General features: G+C 64.7%; 11 protein-coding genes. 9 read left to right on the top strand and 2 right to left on the bottom strand.

Annotated elements, in window-relative coordinates:
• Positions 1 to 66: 66 nt before the first annotated feature.
• From GA0061098_RS33535 to GA0061098_RS33570, 8 genes are all read left to right on the top strand, one after another.
• Entirely contained in the window at positions 67 to 1,446 is a 1,380-nt protein-coding gene (locus GA0061098_RS33535; protein WP_091965698.1) for an MFS transporter, read from the top strand.
• A 119-nt stretch (positions 1,447 to 1,565) separates the two neighbouring features.
• A complete protein-coding gene (locus GA0061098_RS33540; RefSeq protein ID WP_091965714.1) occupies positions 1,566 to 1,994 on the top strand; it encodes a globin family protein in 429 nt (142 codons plus the stop codon).
• A 10-nt stretch (positions 1,995 to 2,004) separates the two neighbouring features.
• Positions 2,005 to 3,222: an NAD(P)/FAD-dependent oxidoreductase gene (locus tag GA0061098_RS33545; RefSeq protein ID WP_167362765.1), complete on the top strand. Its 1,218-nt coding sequence runs from the start codon at positions 2,005 to 2,007 to the stop codon at positions 3,220 to 3,222.
• Between the two features lie 28 nt (positions 3,223 to 3,250).
• Positions 3,251 to 5,953, top strand: coding sequence for a nitrate reductase (locus GA0061098_RS33550; RefSeq protein WP_091965700.1), 2,703 nt, complete (start codon positions 3,251 to 3,253; stop codon positions 5,951 to 5,953).
• Positions 5,954 to 6,182: 229 nt separating this feature from the next.
• Positions 6,183 to 7,079 (top strand): SMP-30/gluconolactonase/LRE family protein, encoded by an 897-nt coding sequence (locus GA0061098_RS33555; protein ID WP_091965701.1) that lies wholly within the window; start codon positions 6,183 to 6,185, stop codon positions 7,077 to 7,079.
• A gap of 8 nt (positions 7,080 to 7,087) precedes the next feature.
• Positions 7,088 to 7,927: an aldo/keto reductase gene (locus tag GA0061098_RS33560; protein WP_091965702.1), complete on the top strand. Its 840-nt coding sequence runs from the start codon at positions 7,088 to 7,090 to the stop codon at positions 7,925 to 7,927.
• A 187-nt stretch (positions 7,928 to 8,114) separates the two neighbouring features.
• Positions 8,115 to 9,056 carry a DMT family transporter gene (locus GA0061098_RS33565; protein ID WP_165637761.1) on the top strand — a complete coding sequence of 314 codons (942 nt, stop codon included), beginning with the start codon at positions 8,115 to 8,117 and terminating at the stop codon, positions 9,054 to 9,056.
• 58 nt (positions 9,057 to 9,114) lie between these two features.
• Entirely contained in the window at positions 9,115 to 10,194 is a 1,080-nt protein-coding gene (locus tag GA0061098_RS33570) for a zinc-binding dehydrogenase (RefSeq protein WP_091965704.1), read from the top strand.
• Between the two features lie 157 nt (positions 10,195 to 10,351).
• Here GA0061098_RS33570 and ppk2 read toward each other — a convergent pair whose 3' ends face one another.
• Complete coding sequence (gene ppk2, locus GA0061098_RS33575; protein ID WP_091965705.1) at positions 10,352 to 11,272, bottom strand: polyphosphate kinase 2; 921 nt, start codon at positions 11,270 to 11,272, stop codon at positions 10,352 to 10,354.
• A gap of 96 nt (positions 11,273 to 11,368) precedes the next feature.
• Positions 11,369 to 11,830: an Lrp/AsnC family transcriptional regulator gene (locus tag GA0061098_RS33580; protein WP_028144303.1), complete on the bottom strand. Its 462-nt coding sequence runs from the start codon at positions 11,828 to 11,830 to the stop codon at positions 11,369 to 11,371.
• A gap of 134 nt (positions 11,831 to 11,964) precedes the next feature.
• On the opposite strand from GA0061098_RS33580, the gene GA0061098_RS33585 reads away from it, so the two are divergent.
• Positions 11,965 to 14,328 carry a transketolase gene (locus tag GA0061098_RS33585; protein WP_091965706.1) on the top strand — a complete coding sequence of 788 codons (2,364 nt, stop codon included), beginning with the start codon at positions 11,965 to 11,967 and terminating at the stop codon, positions 14,326 to 14,328.
• The last annotated feature ends 353 nt before the right edge of the window (positions 14,329 to 14,681 follow it).

Raw genomic sequence — 14,681 nt, forward strand, 5'->3', positions numbered from 1 at the left:
CGGAGCACGCCTCCATGTGAGGCAGAGCCTGCAACGACGCAGCGGTGAGCCTGGAAGGGATACTCAATGACGAAGAATCCTACTTGGATTTCAGACTGGCGCCCCGAAGATGAGGCGTTCTGGAATGCGACTGGCAAGACTATCGCGCGACGCAACCTGATCTGGTCGATCGTGGCCGAGCATATCGGCTTCTCGGTCTGGCTGATCTGGAGCATCGTCACCACCAAGCTGCCGCAGGCGGGCTTTCATTACTCAACCGACCAGCTGTTCCAGCTGATCGCGGTGCCGGGGCTGATCGGCGCCCTGATGCGCTTTCCCTACACTTTCGCGGTGACCACGTTCGGCGGCCGCAACTGGACCATCTTCAGCGCGGCGATCCTGTTCATTCCGACCTTGTCGCTTGCCTATTTCGTGAGCCAGCCCGATACGCCGTTCTGGCTGATGCTGCTGGTCGCCTCGACCGCGGGTCTCGGCGGCGGCAACTTCGCCTCCAGCATGACCAACATCTCCTTCTTCTTCCCCGACCGGATGAAGGGATGGGCGCTCGGCCTGAACGCGGCCGGCGGCAATATCGGCGTCTCCAGCGTGCAGCTCCTGACCCCGATCCTGATGACGCTCGCCGTCTTCAACCTGTTCCAGGCGACGCCGGTCGACGGCATCTTCCTGCAGAATGCCGGCCTGATGTGGGTCCTGCCGATCGCGATCGCGGTATTCGGTGCCGTGTTCTTCATGAACAACCTGACCACGGCGAAGTCCTCGGTGAAGAACCAGCTGGCGATCGTCAAGCGCAAGCACACTTGGATCATGGCGTATCTCTATATCGGCACGTTCGGCTCCTTCATCGGCTATTCGGCTGCGTTTCCGCTGCTGATCAAGACCCAGTTCCCGCAAATCACGATTGCGATCGCGTTCCTCGGGCCGCTGGTCGGTTCGCTGTCGCGACCGCTCGGCGGCTGGCTCGCCGACAAGATCGGTGGCTCGGTCATCACCTTCTGGAACTTCATGGTGATGGCAGGCGCAACGGTCGGCGTGCTCTACTTCGTCGGGCAGAAGGATTTCATCGGCTTCCTGTCGATGTTCCTGATCCTGTTCGTGACGACGGGCATCGGCAACGGGTCGACCTATCGCATGATCCCCTCGATCTTCCGCGAAGAGAACCTGTTCAAGGTGCGCGGCAAGGGTGATGCGGCGCGCGCGCTCGCGCTGAAGACGGCGAGCATCGAGAGCGGTGCGGCGGTCGGCTTCATCGGCGCGATCGGTGCCGTTGGCGGCTATCTGATCCCGACCGGTTTCGGCAAGTCGATCGCCCTGACCGGCGGCCCCCAGCTCGCGCTCGCGATCTATCTCGGCTTCTACGCCAGCTGCCTCGGCTTGACGTGGTGGTTCTACCTGCGTCGCGGCCCGCAGGGTGAGGGCGCCTCAAGCCTCGCGGAGGCGCGAGTCTGACATTTGGTACGAATCTCGCTTCTCCCCGTACGCGGGGAGAAGCATTGCCCGACAGTTTGACCATGAACCTGGTTCGCAATGGCGCGCACCAAGGCAAACCCAACAGGCAGGAGAACATCATGACGCCAGAACAGATCACCCTCATCCAGCAGAGCTTCGCCAAGGTCGCGCCGATTTCGCAAGCTGCCTCCGTGTTGTTCTATGATCGTCTGTTCGAGGTGGCGCCGTCCGTGCGCGCGATGTTCCCTGAAGACATGACCGAGCAGCGAAAGAAGCTGATGGGCATGCTCGCCGCCGTCGTCAGCGGCCTGTCGAACCTGGAGACGATTCTTCCTGCGGCCTCCGCGCTCGCCAAGCGTCACGTCGCTTACGGCGCCACGGCCGAGCACTATCCCGTGGTCGGTGCGACCTTGCTGTGGACCCTGGAGAAGGGTCTTGGCGACGCCTGGACGCCCGAATTGGCAAAGGCCTGGACCGACGCCTACGGCGTTCTGTCCGGCTTCATGATGTCCGAGGCCTATGGCGCGCAAGCGCAGGCCGCTGAATAGGAGATGCCTCGTGAGTGAACCGCTGGTCATCGTCGGCAACGGTATGGCAGCCGCGCGTCTGGTCGACGAGCTCGCCAAGACCGCGCTCGGCCGCTACGCGGTCGCCGTGATCGGCGAGGAGCCGCGGCTCGCTTACAATCGTGTGCTGCTCTCCTCCGTGCTTGCCGGCGAGACCGGCTCGCACGAGATCGAGCTCCGGCCCGCCGATTGGTGGCGCCATCGCGGCGTCACGGTGCGCTACGGCTATCGCGTTACTGAGATCGACACCGGCCGCCGCGAGCTCAAGATCGAAGGCGAGGAGAGCATGGAATATTCCAAGCTCGTGCTCGCCACCGGATCGACGCCGTTGCGGCTCAATCTGCCGGGCGCCGATCTCGCCGGCGTGCACACTTTTCGCGATACGCGCGACGTCGATCTTTTGCTGACGCTGGCCGCTGCGAAGAAGCGCGTCGTCGTGGTTGGCGGCGGCCTGCTCGGACTTGAGGCTGCCTACGGCCTTGCCAAGGCCGGCGCGCCGGTGACGCTGCTGCATCTGATGGACCGGCTGATGGAGCGTCAGCTCGATGGGCCGGCCGCTGACCTGCTCAAGACGCTGGTCGAGCGCAAGGGCATCCGCATCCTGCTCAACGCCTCGACCGCCCGCATCCATGGCGACGGTCATGTCGAGGCCGTCGAGCTTGCCGACGGCAGCCGCATCGAGGCCGACGCGGTGATCTTCGCCGCCGGCATCAAACCGAACGTGGCGCTTGCCAAAGATGCCGGCATCGCGGTCAATCGCGGCATCGTCGTCAACGACGAGATGCAGACGGCATCGCCAGATATCTTCGCGCTCGGCGAATGTGCCGAGCATCGCGGCACCTGCTATGGCCTGGTCGAGCCCGCCTATGAGCAGGCGCGGGTGCTGGCACGGCATCTGGCCGGCCGCCCCGCCGCCTACCAGGGCAGCGTGGTCTCGACCAATTTGAAGGTCTCCGGCGTCAGCGTGTTCTCCGCCGGCGACTTCATGGGCGGGGAGGGCAGCGAGAGCCTGGTGCTGACCGATCGCAGGCGCGGCACCTACAAGAAGCTGGTGATCGCCGACGGCCGGCTCACCGGCGCGGTGCTGATCGGCGATACCGTCGATGCGCTCTGGTATCTCGAGCTGATCCGCAATCGCGACAAGGTGGCGGCGATCCGCACCGACATGATGTTCGGCCGCGCGCTCGCGCGTCCTTCCAAGGCGGCTTGATAGAGCCGGCGTGACAAGGCAGCTTGATATGACGGCGATCGATCCCACGCTCCGCGCCACCAAGACGACCTGTCCCTATTGCGGCGTCGGCTGCGGCGTGCTGGCGACGCCGGACGGCAAGGGCGGGGCCGCGATCGCTGGCGATCCTGACCACCCCGCCAATTTCGGCCGGCTGTGCTCCAAGGGCTCCGCGCTCGGTGAGACTGTCGGGCTGGAAAGCCGCTTGCTCTATCCGATGATCCGCTGCAAGGGCGTGCTCGAACGCGTCGCCTGGAGCGATGCGCTCGATCATGTCGCCCATCGCATGCAGCACATCGTGGCGCGTGACGGCGCCGACGCGGTCGCGTTCTATCTGTCCGGCCAGCTCCTCACCGAGGATTATTACGTCGCCAACAAGCTGATGAAGGGCTTTGTCGGCACGGCGAATGTCGATACCAACTCGCGGCTCTGCATGTCGTCCTCGGTCGCCGGCCATCGGCGTGCCTTTGGCGCCGACACAGTCCCCGGCTGCTACGAGGATCTCGACCAGGCCGATCTGCTGGTCTTCGTCGGCTCGAACGCGGCCTGGTGCCATCCGGTGCTATTCCAGCGCATGCTGAAGAACCGGCAAGAGCGTGGCGCGCGCATGATCGTGATCGATCCGCGCCGCACCGACACTGCAAGCGATGTCGATCTGTTCCTCGGTCTCAAGCCCGGCACCGATACCGCGCTGTTCTCCGGCCTGTTTGTCCACCTCGCCGACAGCGGCGCGCTGGACCAGGACTACATCGCGCAGAACACGAGCGGTTTCGACGACGCGCTGGCGCGTGCGCGCAGCATCGCCGGCAGCGTCACTGCGACGGCGCTCGCGACGGGCCTCTCCGAGCAGGATGTCGCCACCTTCTTCAAGATGTTCCGCGACACGGACCGCGTCGTCACGCTGTATTCGCAGGGCGTCAACCAGTCGGCACAGGGCACCGACAAGGTCAACGCGATCCTGAACTGCCACCTCGCGACGGGACGCATCGGCAAGCCCGGCGCCTCGCCGTTCTCGCTCACCGGCCAGCCCAACGCGATGGGCGGCCGCGAGGTCGGCGGTCTCGCCAATATGCTCGCCGCCCATATGGGCTTCACGCCGCCCGACATCGATCGTGTCAGGCGGTTCTGGAAGGCGCCGCGCATCGCCACCCATGAGGGGTTGAAGGCGGTGCAGCTGTTCGAGGCCATCCATCGCGGCGAGGTCAAGGCGCTCTGGGTGATGGGCACCAATCCCGCGGTGTCGCTGCCCGATGCGGACTTCGTGCGCGAGGCGTTGAAGAAGCTCGAGCTGTTCGTGGTGTCCGAGAACGTGCTCTCCAACGACACGGTCGATGCCGGTCCGCATGTGCTGCTGCCGGCGCTCGCCTGGGGCGAGAAGTCGGGCACCGTGACCAACTCCGAGCGCCGCATCTCGCGCCAGCGCTCGTTCCTGCCGGCGCCGGGCGAGGCGCGGCCGGACTGGTGGATCCTGAGCGAGACGGCAAAGCGCCTCGGCTTCGGCGACAGCTTTAACTACAAATCCGCCGCGGAGATTTTCCGCGAGCACGCCGCGCTCTCGGCGTTCGAGAACAACGGTAGCCGCGATTTCGACATCGGCGCGCTGACCTCGCTTTCGGACGAAGGCTTCGATGCCCTAAAGCCGGTACAGTGGCCGGTGCGTGAAGGCGGAGTGTCGGGCGATCGCTTCTTCGCGAGCGGCGGCTTTTTCACCAATGACGGCAAGGGCCGCTTCATCGCGCCGGAGGTGCCGTCGCTGCGCGGTGAGACCGGTGCCTCGCGTCCCCTCAGGCTCAACACCGGACGCATTCGCGACCAGTGGCACACCATGACGCGCACGGGTCTCAGCCAGCGCCTGGGCGCGCATCTGCCGGAGCCCTTCGTCGAGATCCACCCAGATGATGCCGGCAAATACGGTATCGTTCACGACGGCTATGCCCGCGTTACCACCGATTACGGTCAGTGCATCCTGAAGGTCGTCGTCAGTGACGGCACTCAGCGCGGCACATTGTTCGCGCCGATCCATTGGAGCGCAATGAATGCCTCGCATGGCCGCGTCGGCGCGCTGGTGCAGTCCTTCACCGATCCGTTCTCGGGGCAGCCGGAATCCAAGGCGACGCCGGCCGCGATCGCGCCTTACGAATTCGTCTTCCGCGGCTTTGCGCTGTCGCGGAAGCAGCTCGATCTGCCGCCGAACCTGTTGTGGACCCGCGTCACGGTCACCGGCGGCTTCGGCTATCTCTTCGCCGACAACGCCGACCTTTCGCGCTGGCCGGCCTGGCTCGAGAGCGTCGCCGGCGAGGACGTTGCCGACTATCGCGACTTCGGCGGCGGGGTCTATCGTGCGGCGTCGTTCGCGGGCGATCAGATCGAGACCTGCCTGTTCGTCGGCCCCGCGCATGATGCGGGCGACTGGGAGGTGGTGAAGAGCCTGTTCGTGGCCGATCTCGTCACCGACGATCAGCGTCGCATGCTGCTGTCAGGCAAGTCCGACGAGGGCGCCGCCTCGACCGGGCCGATCGTCTGCGCCTGCTTCGGCGTCGGCCGCGGCTCCATCTGCGAGACCATCGCGGCCGGCGCGCGCTCGGCTGCCGAGATCGGCGCCAAGCTCAAGGCCGGCACCAATTGCGGCTCCTGCATTCCGGAACTGAAGCGCCTGATCGCGACGACGGACGTGCCGGTGAAGCAGGCGAAGGTCGCGGGCGCGGTGGGGTAGGTCTCGTGCCCCGGACGCAGCGCAGCGCGTAGCGGTGCGCTGCAGAGCCGGGGCCATCTAACAGCGAGTGTTTTCTGGGTACCGGCTCTGCGCAGCAGCGTTTCACGCTGCAGCGCGTCCGGGACACGAGAGTGGCGTGGACGCAGCCATTCCTCCGCACCAATCGACGCGCCCTCGATTGTGCCCTATGGTGCCGCGGCTTCCCTCTCAGCAATCCATAACAACAATGATGTACCTGGAAACGCCGCCGCGCCTGATCGAAACAAGGCTTTTCTCCACCATGCCCGAAAAGTTTCGCCGCAAGGGCGTGCGGACCGATTGGGCTGACGCCAACCGGCCGAATGTGCCGACCGACAGCTTCATCGAGGGGCCCTCCTTCGACACGGACGGCAATCTCTACATCGTCGACATTCCCTTCGGCCGCATCTTTCGCATCGCGCCTGACGGCGAGTGGTCGCTGGTCGCCGAATATGAGGGCTGGCCGAACGGACTGAAGATCGCCGCGGACGGGCGCATCCTGGTGGCCGACTACAGTCACGGCATCATGGAGCTCGATCCCAAGGCCGGCCGCATCAAGCCCGTCCTGACCGCGCGCAATTCAGAATCGTTCCGCGGTTGCAACGATCTGCATCTCGCCTCCAACGGCGACATCTATTTCACCGATCAGGGCCAGACCGGCCTGCACGACCCTAGCGGTCGCGTCTATCGTCTCGCATCGAATGGCCGGCTCGATTGTCTGATCGACACCGGTATCAGCCCGAATGGCCTGGTGCTCGATCCCACCGAAACCGTGCTGTTCGTCGCGATGACACGCGACAACGCGGTGTGGCGGCTGCCGTTCATGAAGGACGGCAGCGTGTCCAAGGTCGGCCGCTTCTGCTCGCTGTTCGGCACCAGCGGTCCCGACGGCTTGACCATGGACGGCAAGGGCCGCCTGTTCGTCGGCCATGCCTCGCTCGGCCACGTCTTCGTGTTCGCGCCGAACGGCGAATTGATCGCGCGGATCAAGTCGTGCGTGGGGCCGAATTGCACGAATGTGGCGATCGGTGGCGCCAACAAAGATCGTCTCTATATCACGGAGTCGTCGACCGGCAGCGTGCTGGTGGCGGATATCAGCGGACTGTGAGCTCCAACATGAACACAAACCCTTTCGGCAAGACCGGTGCCAACGTCTCCGTCATCGGGCAGGGCACCTGGTATCTCGACCATGGCGATCGCAAGCGCGCGATCGCGGCGCTTCAGCGCGGGCTCGATCTCGGCATGACCCACATCGACACCGCCGAAATGTATGGCGATGCGGAGCTCGTCATTGCCGATGCGATCGCGGGTCGGCGCGACGAGGTGTTCCTGGTCTCCAAGGTGTTGCCGAGCAACGCGTCGCGTCGCGGCACCATCACTGCCTGCGAGCGTTCGCTGAAGCGGCTGAAGACCGACCGTCTCGATTGCTATCTCCTGCACTGGCGTGGCTCCTATCCACTGGAAGACACCGTGGCGGCGTTCGAGGAACTGGTGAAATCAGGCAAGATCAAATCCTGGGGCGTCTCCAATTTCGATGCCGATGATCTCGACAAGATTCTCGATGTCGCCGGCGAGGGTCGAATCGCCTGCAATCAGGTGCTCTATCATCTGAAGGAACGCGCGATCGAGCATGCGGTGATCCCCTGGTGCGAGCGCCATGGTGTCGCCGTGGTCGCCTACTCGCCGTTCGGTCACGACGATTTTCCGGATGCGCGCAGCAAGGGCGGCGCCGTGTTGGCATGCATTGCCGAAGAGCGTCGTGCGACACCGCGTCAGGTCGCGCTGAGCTTTCTCACCCGTGCGACTACGGTGTTCGCGATTCCGAAGGCGTCGTCCGCGGAACATGCCGGCGAGAATGCGGTCGCGGGAGATCTCGTGCTGACGAAAGACGAGATTGCGGCGCTCGATGCGGCGTTTCCGCGCGGTCCGAAGCCGCGCAGCCTGCCCATGCTGTAATGCACAAACGCCCATTCTTAACGGAGCATTGACGCGCGCGGCGGCCCGCGCATATCGGCATCCTGTTTTCGGAAGTTGTGAACGCGGCGCATTTGTCGTTTTTTACAATCGTTCTCGATTCGCATTTTCCCGGGTTCCAGCCGTGACACCGCCGCCCGCCGTAGCCGCAAGGCTCGACAGTATCCCCATGCCCGTGCCGGAGAAGAAGCAGAAGGCTCGCCGCGCGCCTGCGCGCGTCGACCATCCCTTCAAGGGCATTGCGCTGGTGCTGCTGTCGACGATCTTCCTCGGCTGCTCCGACACCACCGCGAAATATCTCTCGACCAGCCTGCCGTCGATCGAGATCACCTGGATCCGCTTCGTCACCTTCGCGCTTATGTTCACGCCGGTGATGCTGCCGGGCTCGCCGCTCCATGCCATGCGCACCGAGCGGCTCGGCCTGCAGCTGATGCGCGGTGCCGCGCTGCTCGGCTCCTCGCTGTTCTTCATCACCGGCCTGAGTTTCCTGCCCATTGCGGAAGCCTCCGCCACCGGCTTCGTCTCGCCGCTGTTCGTCACCGCGCTGTCGATCATATTCCTCAGCGAAAAGGTCGGTATGCGCCGCTGGATCGCGACCGCGATCGGCCTGACGGGCGTGCTGATCATCCTGCGGCCGGGCACGAGCGCATTTCACGCCGCCGCGTTCTTTCCGATCGTCTCTGCGTTCTGCTGGGCTGCCGCGCTGATCCTGACGCGGATGATGAGCGGGCGTGAAGCCGTGCTCACCACGATGGCGTATTCCGCGCTCACGGGCGTTGCGATCCTTTCCGTGATGGTGCCGTTCGTCTGGGTCACGCCGAGCTGGACCGCGATCGGGCTTGGCATCGTGATCGGCGTCGCCTCCACCGTCGGCCAGTGGATCATCGTGCTGGCCTATCGCTATGGCGATGCCTCGGTGCTGGCGCCGTTCTCCTACACGCAGCTGCTGTGGGTCAGCATTCTCGGCTTCTTCATCTTCGGTGAGGTCCCCGATCTCTGGACGGTCGTCGGCGCAGCCTTCATCGTCGCCAGCGGTCTCTACATCGCCCATCGCGAGCGTATCCGCCGCGCCCAGCTGCTGGTGCTGGAAGAGCGTTCCCCAAATCCCTAACGCAAGTTCGCGCGCCCACTTCGTGCTATCAACGGCTCAACACCATGGGAGGAGCCGAATGCGCGCTGCGATTTTCAGGAACGGTGAGATTGTCGTCGACAGGATGGCGGAGCCGAAGCCGGGCCCCGGCCAGGTGCTGGTCAAGACGCTCGCCTGCGGCATCTGCGGCTCCGATCTGCATGCCCGCCTCCACGCTCCCCGCATGGTCGAGATGGCGAAGAAGACCGGTCGCACGCCGATGGATCTGTCGCGTGACGTCGTGTTCGGTCACGAATTCTGCTGCGAGATCGTCGATTACGGCCCCGGCACGGAACGCAAGCTCAAACCGGGGACGCATGTCTGCTCGCTGCCCGCGCTGGTGACGCCGGAAGGCATCAAGGGGATCGGCTATTCCAACGACTTCGTCGGCGGCTATGCGGAACAGATGGTTTTGAGCGAGCCGCTCCTGCTCGAAGTGCCCAACGGTCTTGCGCCGGAACATGCGGCGTTGACCGAGCCGCTCGCAGTCGGCGTTCACGCCGTGGCGAAGGCCAATATCCGGGGCGGCGAGGTGCCGCTCGTCATCGGTTGCGGCCCTGTCGGGCTCGCAGTGATCGCGGCGCTGAAGATCAAGGGGCTGCACCCGATCGTCGCCGCCGACTATTCGCCGGCGCGCCGCGCGCTCGCGGCAAAGCTCGGCGCCGACGTCGTCGTCGATCCCAGGGTGTCGCAGCCCTATGCGACCTGGGCCGAGCACGCGCAGATGTCGGATGCGGAGAAGGCCGCGCGGCCGCCGTTCCAGGCCATGCTGCCGGCGCTGAAGCCCGCGATCATCTTCGAATGCGTCGGCGTGCCCGGACTGCTGCAGCAAGTGTTCGAAGGCGCGCCGCGCGATGCCAAGGTCGTCGTGGTTGGCGTCTGCATGGAGACCGACAAGAGCGAACCCATGCTCGGCATCATGAAGGAGCTCAACGTCCAATATGTGCTCGGTTATACGCCGGACGAATTCGCAGGCTCGCTGCGGCTGATCGCGGAAGGACAGGTGGATGCGGCGGCGATGGTCACGGCCGAGGTCGGCATCGACGGCGTCGCCAAGGCGTTCGCCGATCTCGCCAACCCTGAAGCCCACACCAAGATCATCGTGCAGCCGTGGCGGTGACGTTACTGCGTAGGGTGGGTTAGCCCTGCGACTGCGCGAAGCGCAGTTCGCACGGCGTAACCCACCACTTCTCTTGCGGCGGAGACAGAAGAGGTGGGTTACGCCGAGCAGATGCGCTGCGCGCATCAGCTCGCTAACCCACCCTACGAGATCTCGCTCAATACTTCTCCGGCACGTACATCTCCGGCGGAACCGGGCCGCGCTGATAGTCGGGGTGGCGGACGCGCGGCGGCAGCATCACCGGCGCGCGAGCGACCTCCTGATACGGGATCTGGTTGAGGAGATGCGCGATGCAGTTGAGCCGCGCGCGCTTCTTGTCGACGGCATCGACGATCCACCACGGCGAGCCCGGCAGGTGCGTGTGCTCGAGCATAGTCTCCTTGGCCTTGGTGTATGCCTCCCAGCGGCTGCGCGCCTCGACGTCCATCGGGCTCAGCTTCCACTGCTTCAAGGGATCCTTGATGCGCATGGTGAAGCGGAACTGCTGCTCGTCGTCGGTGATCGAGAACCAGTATTTGACCAGGATGATGCCGGAGCGGATCAGCATCCGCTCGAACTCCGGCACCGTCTGGAAGAATTCCTGGTACTCCTCCTCCGAGCAGAAGCCCATCACGCGCTCGACGCCGGCGCGGTTGTACCAGCTGCGGTCGAACAGCACGATCTCGCCGCCGGCGGGCAGGTGCGACACGTAGCGCTGGAAGTACCATTGCGTGCGCTCGCGCTCGCTCGGGGCGGGAAGCGCCGCGACGCGGCAGATGCGCGGATTGAGGCGCTGGGTAATGCGCTTGATGACGCCGCCCTTGCCGGCGGAGTCGCGGCCCTCGAACAGCACGACAACCTTCTTGCGCTCGCTTTGCACCCAGTCCTGCAGCTTGACCAGCTCGCCCTGGAGCCGCAGCAGCTCCCGGAAATAGAGCTTGCGATCGACCGTCGGACCCGGTGTGTCGGTTTCGTCCAGGAGCTCGTCGAGCCTCGTGTCATCGAGCTCCATCTCCAGCTCCTCGTCGAGGTCGTCGGCCATCTCCTGAATGATGCGCTCGCGCTTGGCGGTTTGGAAGGTGCGGTCGGATGCGGTCATGGGCTTCTTCTCTCGGCTAGGGTGCCAGTGTTACCAACGACCATCGGCGGGGTTTGTTGCGTCCATGTGACAGCCGCTCTGTCACGCTGAGGCAGGTCACACCGGCAGCGCGATCGAGTATTTCACTTGGCTCAGTGCAAAGCTTGACTCGATCGAGGCGATGCCGTCGAGCCGGGTCAGCTTGGTCTTCAGGAAGGTCTCGTAGGAGGCGAGGTCGGCGGCAACGACGCGGAGCAGATAGTCGCGGTTGCCGGTCATCAGATAGCACTCCAGCACCTCGTCCCATTTCGAGATCGCGCGCGCGAAGCGGTTGAGGTCCTCCTCCTTCTGCCGCGCCAGCTTGATCGAGATGAAGACGCTGACATGCAGGCCGAGCGCCTTCTGATCCACGGTCGCAACGTAACGGCTGATGACGCCGCGCTCCTCCAGCAGCTTGACCCGGCGATGGCAGGGCGAGACCGAGAGCCCGACCTTGTCGGCGAGTTCCTGCATGGTCAGCCGGCTGTCGGCCTGAAGCAACGCGAGGATTTTGCGGTCGATGGCGTCGAGCTCTGGCATTGGGATAGACCTTCAAATTCCGGGGGATTATTAGTATGGTATCCCAATATCGGCAGGTATTGCGCGAAAAATTGAGAAGTTTGGCGCCTCCCACGGGCGTATCATCGCGCCACCTGTTTTCCGGGAGCCTTGCCATGCCCGTCGATACCGCCCGCCTCGACACCTTGACCGCGCTGAGCCGCAAGGCGCTGTGGCTGTCGTCCTGGACCATCCACCACGCCAACCACATCCGCCCCAATGCCGACGGCCTGAAGGTCGGGGGACATCAGGCCTCGTCCGCCTCGCTCGCGACCATCATGTCGGCGCTGTATTTCCACGTGCTGCGTCCCGAGGATCGCGTCGCGGTGAAGCCGCATGCGAGCCCGGTGTTCCACGCCATCCAGTATCTGTTCGGCCGGCAGAGCCGCGAGAAGCTGGAGAACTTTCGCGGCTTCAAGGGCGCGCAGTCCTATCCCTCGCGCACCAAGGACGTCGACGACGTCGATTTCTCCACCGGCTCGGTCGGCCTCGGCGTCGCGCAGACGCTGTTCGCCTCGCTGGTGCAGGATTACGTCAAGGCGCATGGCTGGATGAAGGATCGCCGCGAAGGGCGGATGATTGCGCTGGTCGGCGATGCCGAGATGGACGAGGGCAATATCTGGGAGGCGCTCGCCGAGGGCTGGAAGCACGGCCTGTGCAACACCTGGTGGGTGGTCGACTATAACCGCCAGTCGCTCGACGCCGTCGTGCGCGAAGGGCTCTGGGAAAAGTTCGAGACCATGTTCCGCAATTTCGGTTGGGACGTCGTCATCGTGAAATACGGTCGCCTGATGCGCGAGGCCTTCGCCGAGCCCGGCGGCGAGGCACTGAAGCGCTGGATCGACAATTGCCCGAACGCGCTCTACGCCGCGCTCTGCTTCCAGGGTGGCGCAGCATTCCGCAAGCACCTGCACGATGAGATCGGCGACCAGGGGCCGATCACGAAGCTGATCGACAGGCGCAGCGACGAGGAATTGCTGGCGCTGATGTCGAACCTCGGCGGCCACGACATGGCGAGCATGCTGGAGGCGTTCGAGTCCATCGATCACGACCGTCCGGTCTGCTTCATCGCCTACACCATCAAGGGCGTCGGTCTGCCGTTCCAGGGCCACAAGGATAATCACGCCGGCCTGATGACGGTCGCGCAAATGGAAAAATATCGCGACAGCCAGAACATCCGGCCCGGGCATGAATGGGAGAAGTACGAAGGCCTCGCGCAATCCGCCGCCGAGCTCGACGCGTTCCTCGCGCGCGTGCCGTTCAACCAGGACGGCCGCCGGCTGACCGCGCCCGTCGTCGAGGTGCCCCAGCAGCTCGCGTTCAAGCCGTCGCCGCAGATGTCGACCCAGCAGGGCTTTGGTCTCGTGCTGAACGAGATCGCCCGCGGCGACAGTGAATTGGCGAGGCGCATCGTCACCACCTCGCCGGACGTCACGGTCTCGACCAATCTCGGCCCCTGGGTGAACCGGCGCGGCCTGTTCGCGCGCGCCGAAAAGGCGGATTTATTCCGCAGCGAGAAAATTCCCTCCACCTTCAATTGGGACTTTTCGCCCAAGGGTCAGCATCTCGAGCTTGGAATCGCCGAGATGAACCTGTTCATCATGCTCTCGGCGCTCGGGCTGTCGCACCAGATCAACGGCGAGCGGCTGCTGCCCGTCGGCACGCTCTACGATCCCTTCATCGAGCGCGGGCTCGATGCGCTGAACTACGCCTGCTACCAGGACGCGCGCTTCATGGTGGCGGCGACGCCGTCAGGCATCACGCTCGCGCCCGAGGGCGGCGCGCATCAGTCGATCGCAACGCCCCTGATCGGCATGGCACAGGACGGGCTCGCCTCGTTCGAGCCGGCTTTCGTCGACGAGCTCGCCGTGATCATGGCGTTCGGTTTTGAGCACATGCAGCGCGAAGCGGGCGAGGGCGGCTCGGTGTACTTGCGGCTCTCGACGCGCAGTATCGAGCAGGCCCAGCGGATCATGACACCGGAGCTGCAGCAGGGCATCACCGACGGCGCCTATTGGCTGCGCAAGCCGGGCCCGAATGCCGAAGTCGTAATCGCCTATACCGGTGCGGTGGCACCTGAGGCGATCGAGGCGACCGGCTTCATCGGCGAGAGCCGGCGCGACATCGGCCTGCTTGCGATCACCTCGGCGGACCGCCTCCATGCGGGCTGGACCGCCGCACGGAAATTGCGGCGGGATCGCCGCGGCGTGCAGCATCTCAGCCACATCGAAAAACTGCTGGCGCCGCTGCCGCGCGACTGCGGCATCGTGACCGTGATCGACGGCCATCCTTCCGCACTCGGCTGGCTCGGCAGCGTCCGCGGCCACCGCGTCGAGGCGCTCGGCGTCGAGCAGTTCGGCCAGACCGGCACGATCGCTGACTTGTATCGGCACTACGGCATCGATGCCAACGCCATCATCGATGCGGCCGAAAGCCTCACCACCGGCGCGCCGGTGCTGCATCGGAAGATGGCGGTGTAGTCGAGGTAACCGGTCGCATGGGTCCCTGTGTCTTGGAAGTCTGTCAGGATGGGGTTGGGCGGGAAGCCGTTGGGTCCTTGGCGCTTGACGCCGTGAGCCGGCTCGGTCTCCCGCCCGTTCCATTACCAACCTGAACAGTTGCACGAGGCTGCGCCAACAGACCTCGCATCACAGGGACAGGCACCGTGATCATACCCGCTCGTTGCGTCGGAATCGACGTCTCCAAACAACACCTCGATATCTTTGATGACGGTTTAGGCGTGCCGGAGCGCATCGCCAACGCGCCGCAGGCCATCACACAGATCGCGGCGCGTTGGCGATGCAACGTGCTGGTCGTCTTCGAGGCCACGGGT

It is taken from the genome of Bradyrhizobium shewense, from assembly GCF_900094605.1.
GTDB classification, from domain to species: domain Bacteria; phylum Pseudomonadota; class Alphaproteobacteria; order Rhizobiales; family Xanthobacteraceae; genus Bradyrhizobium; species Bradyrhizobium shewense.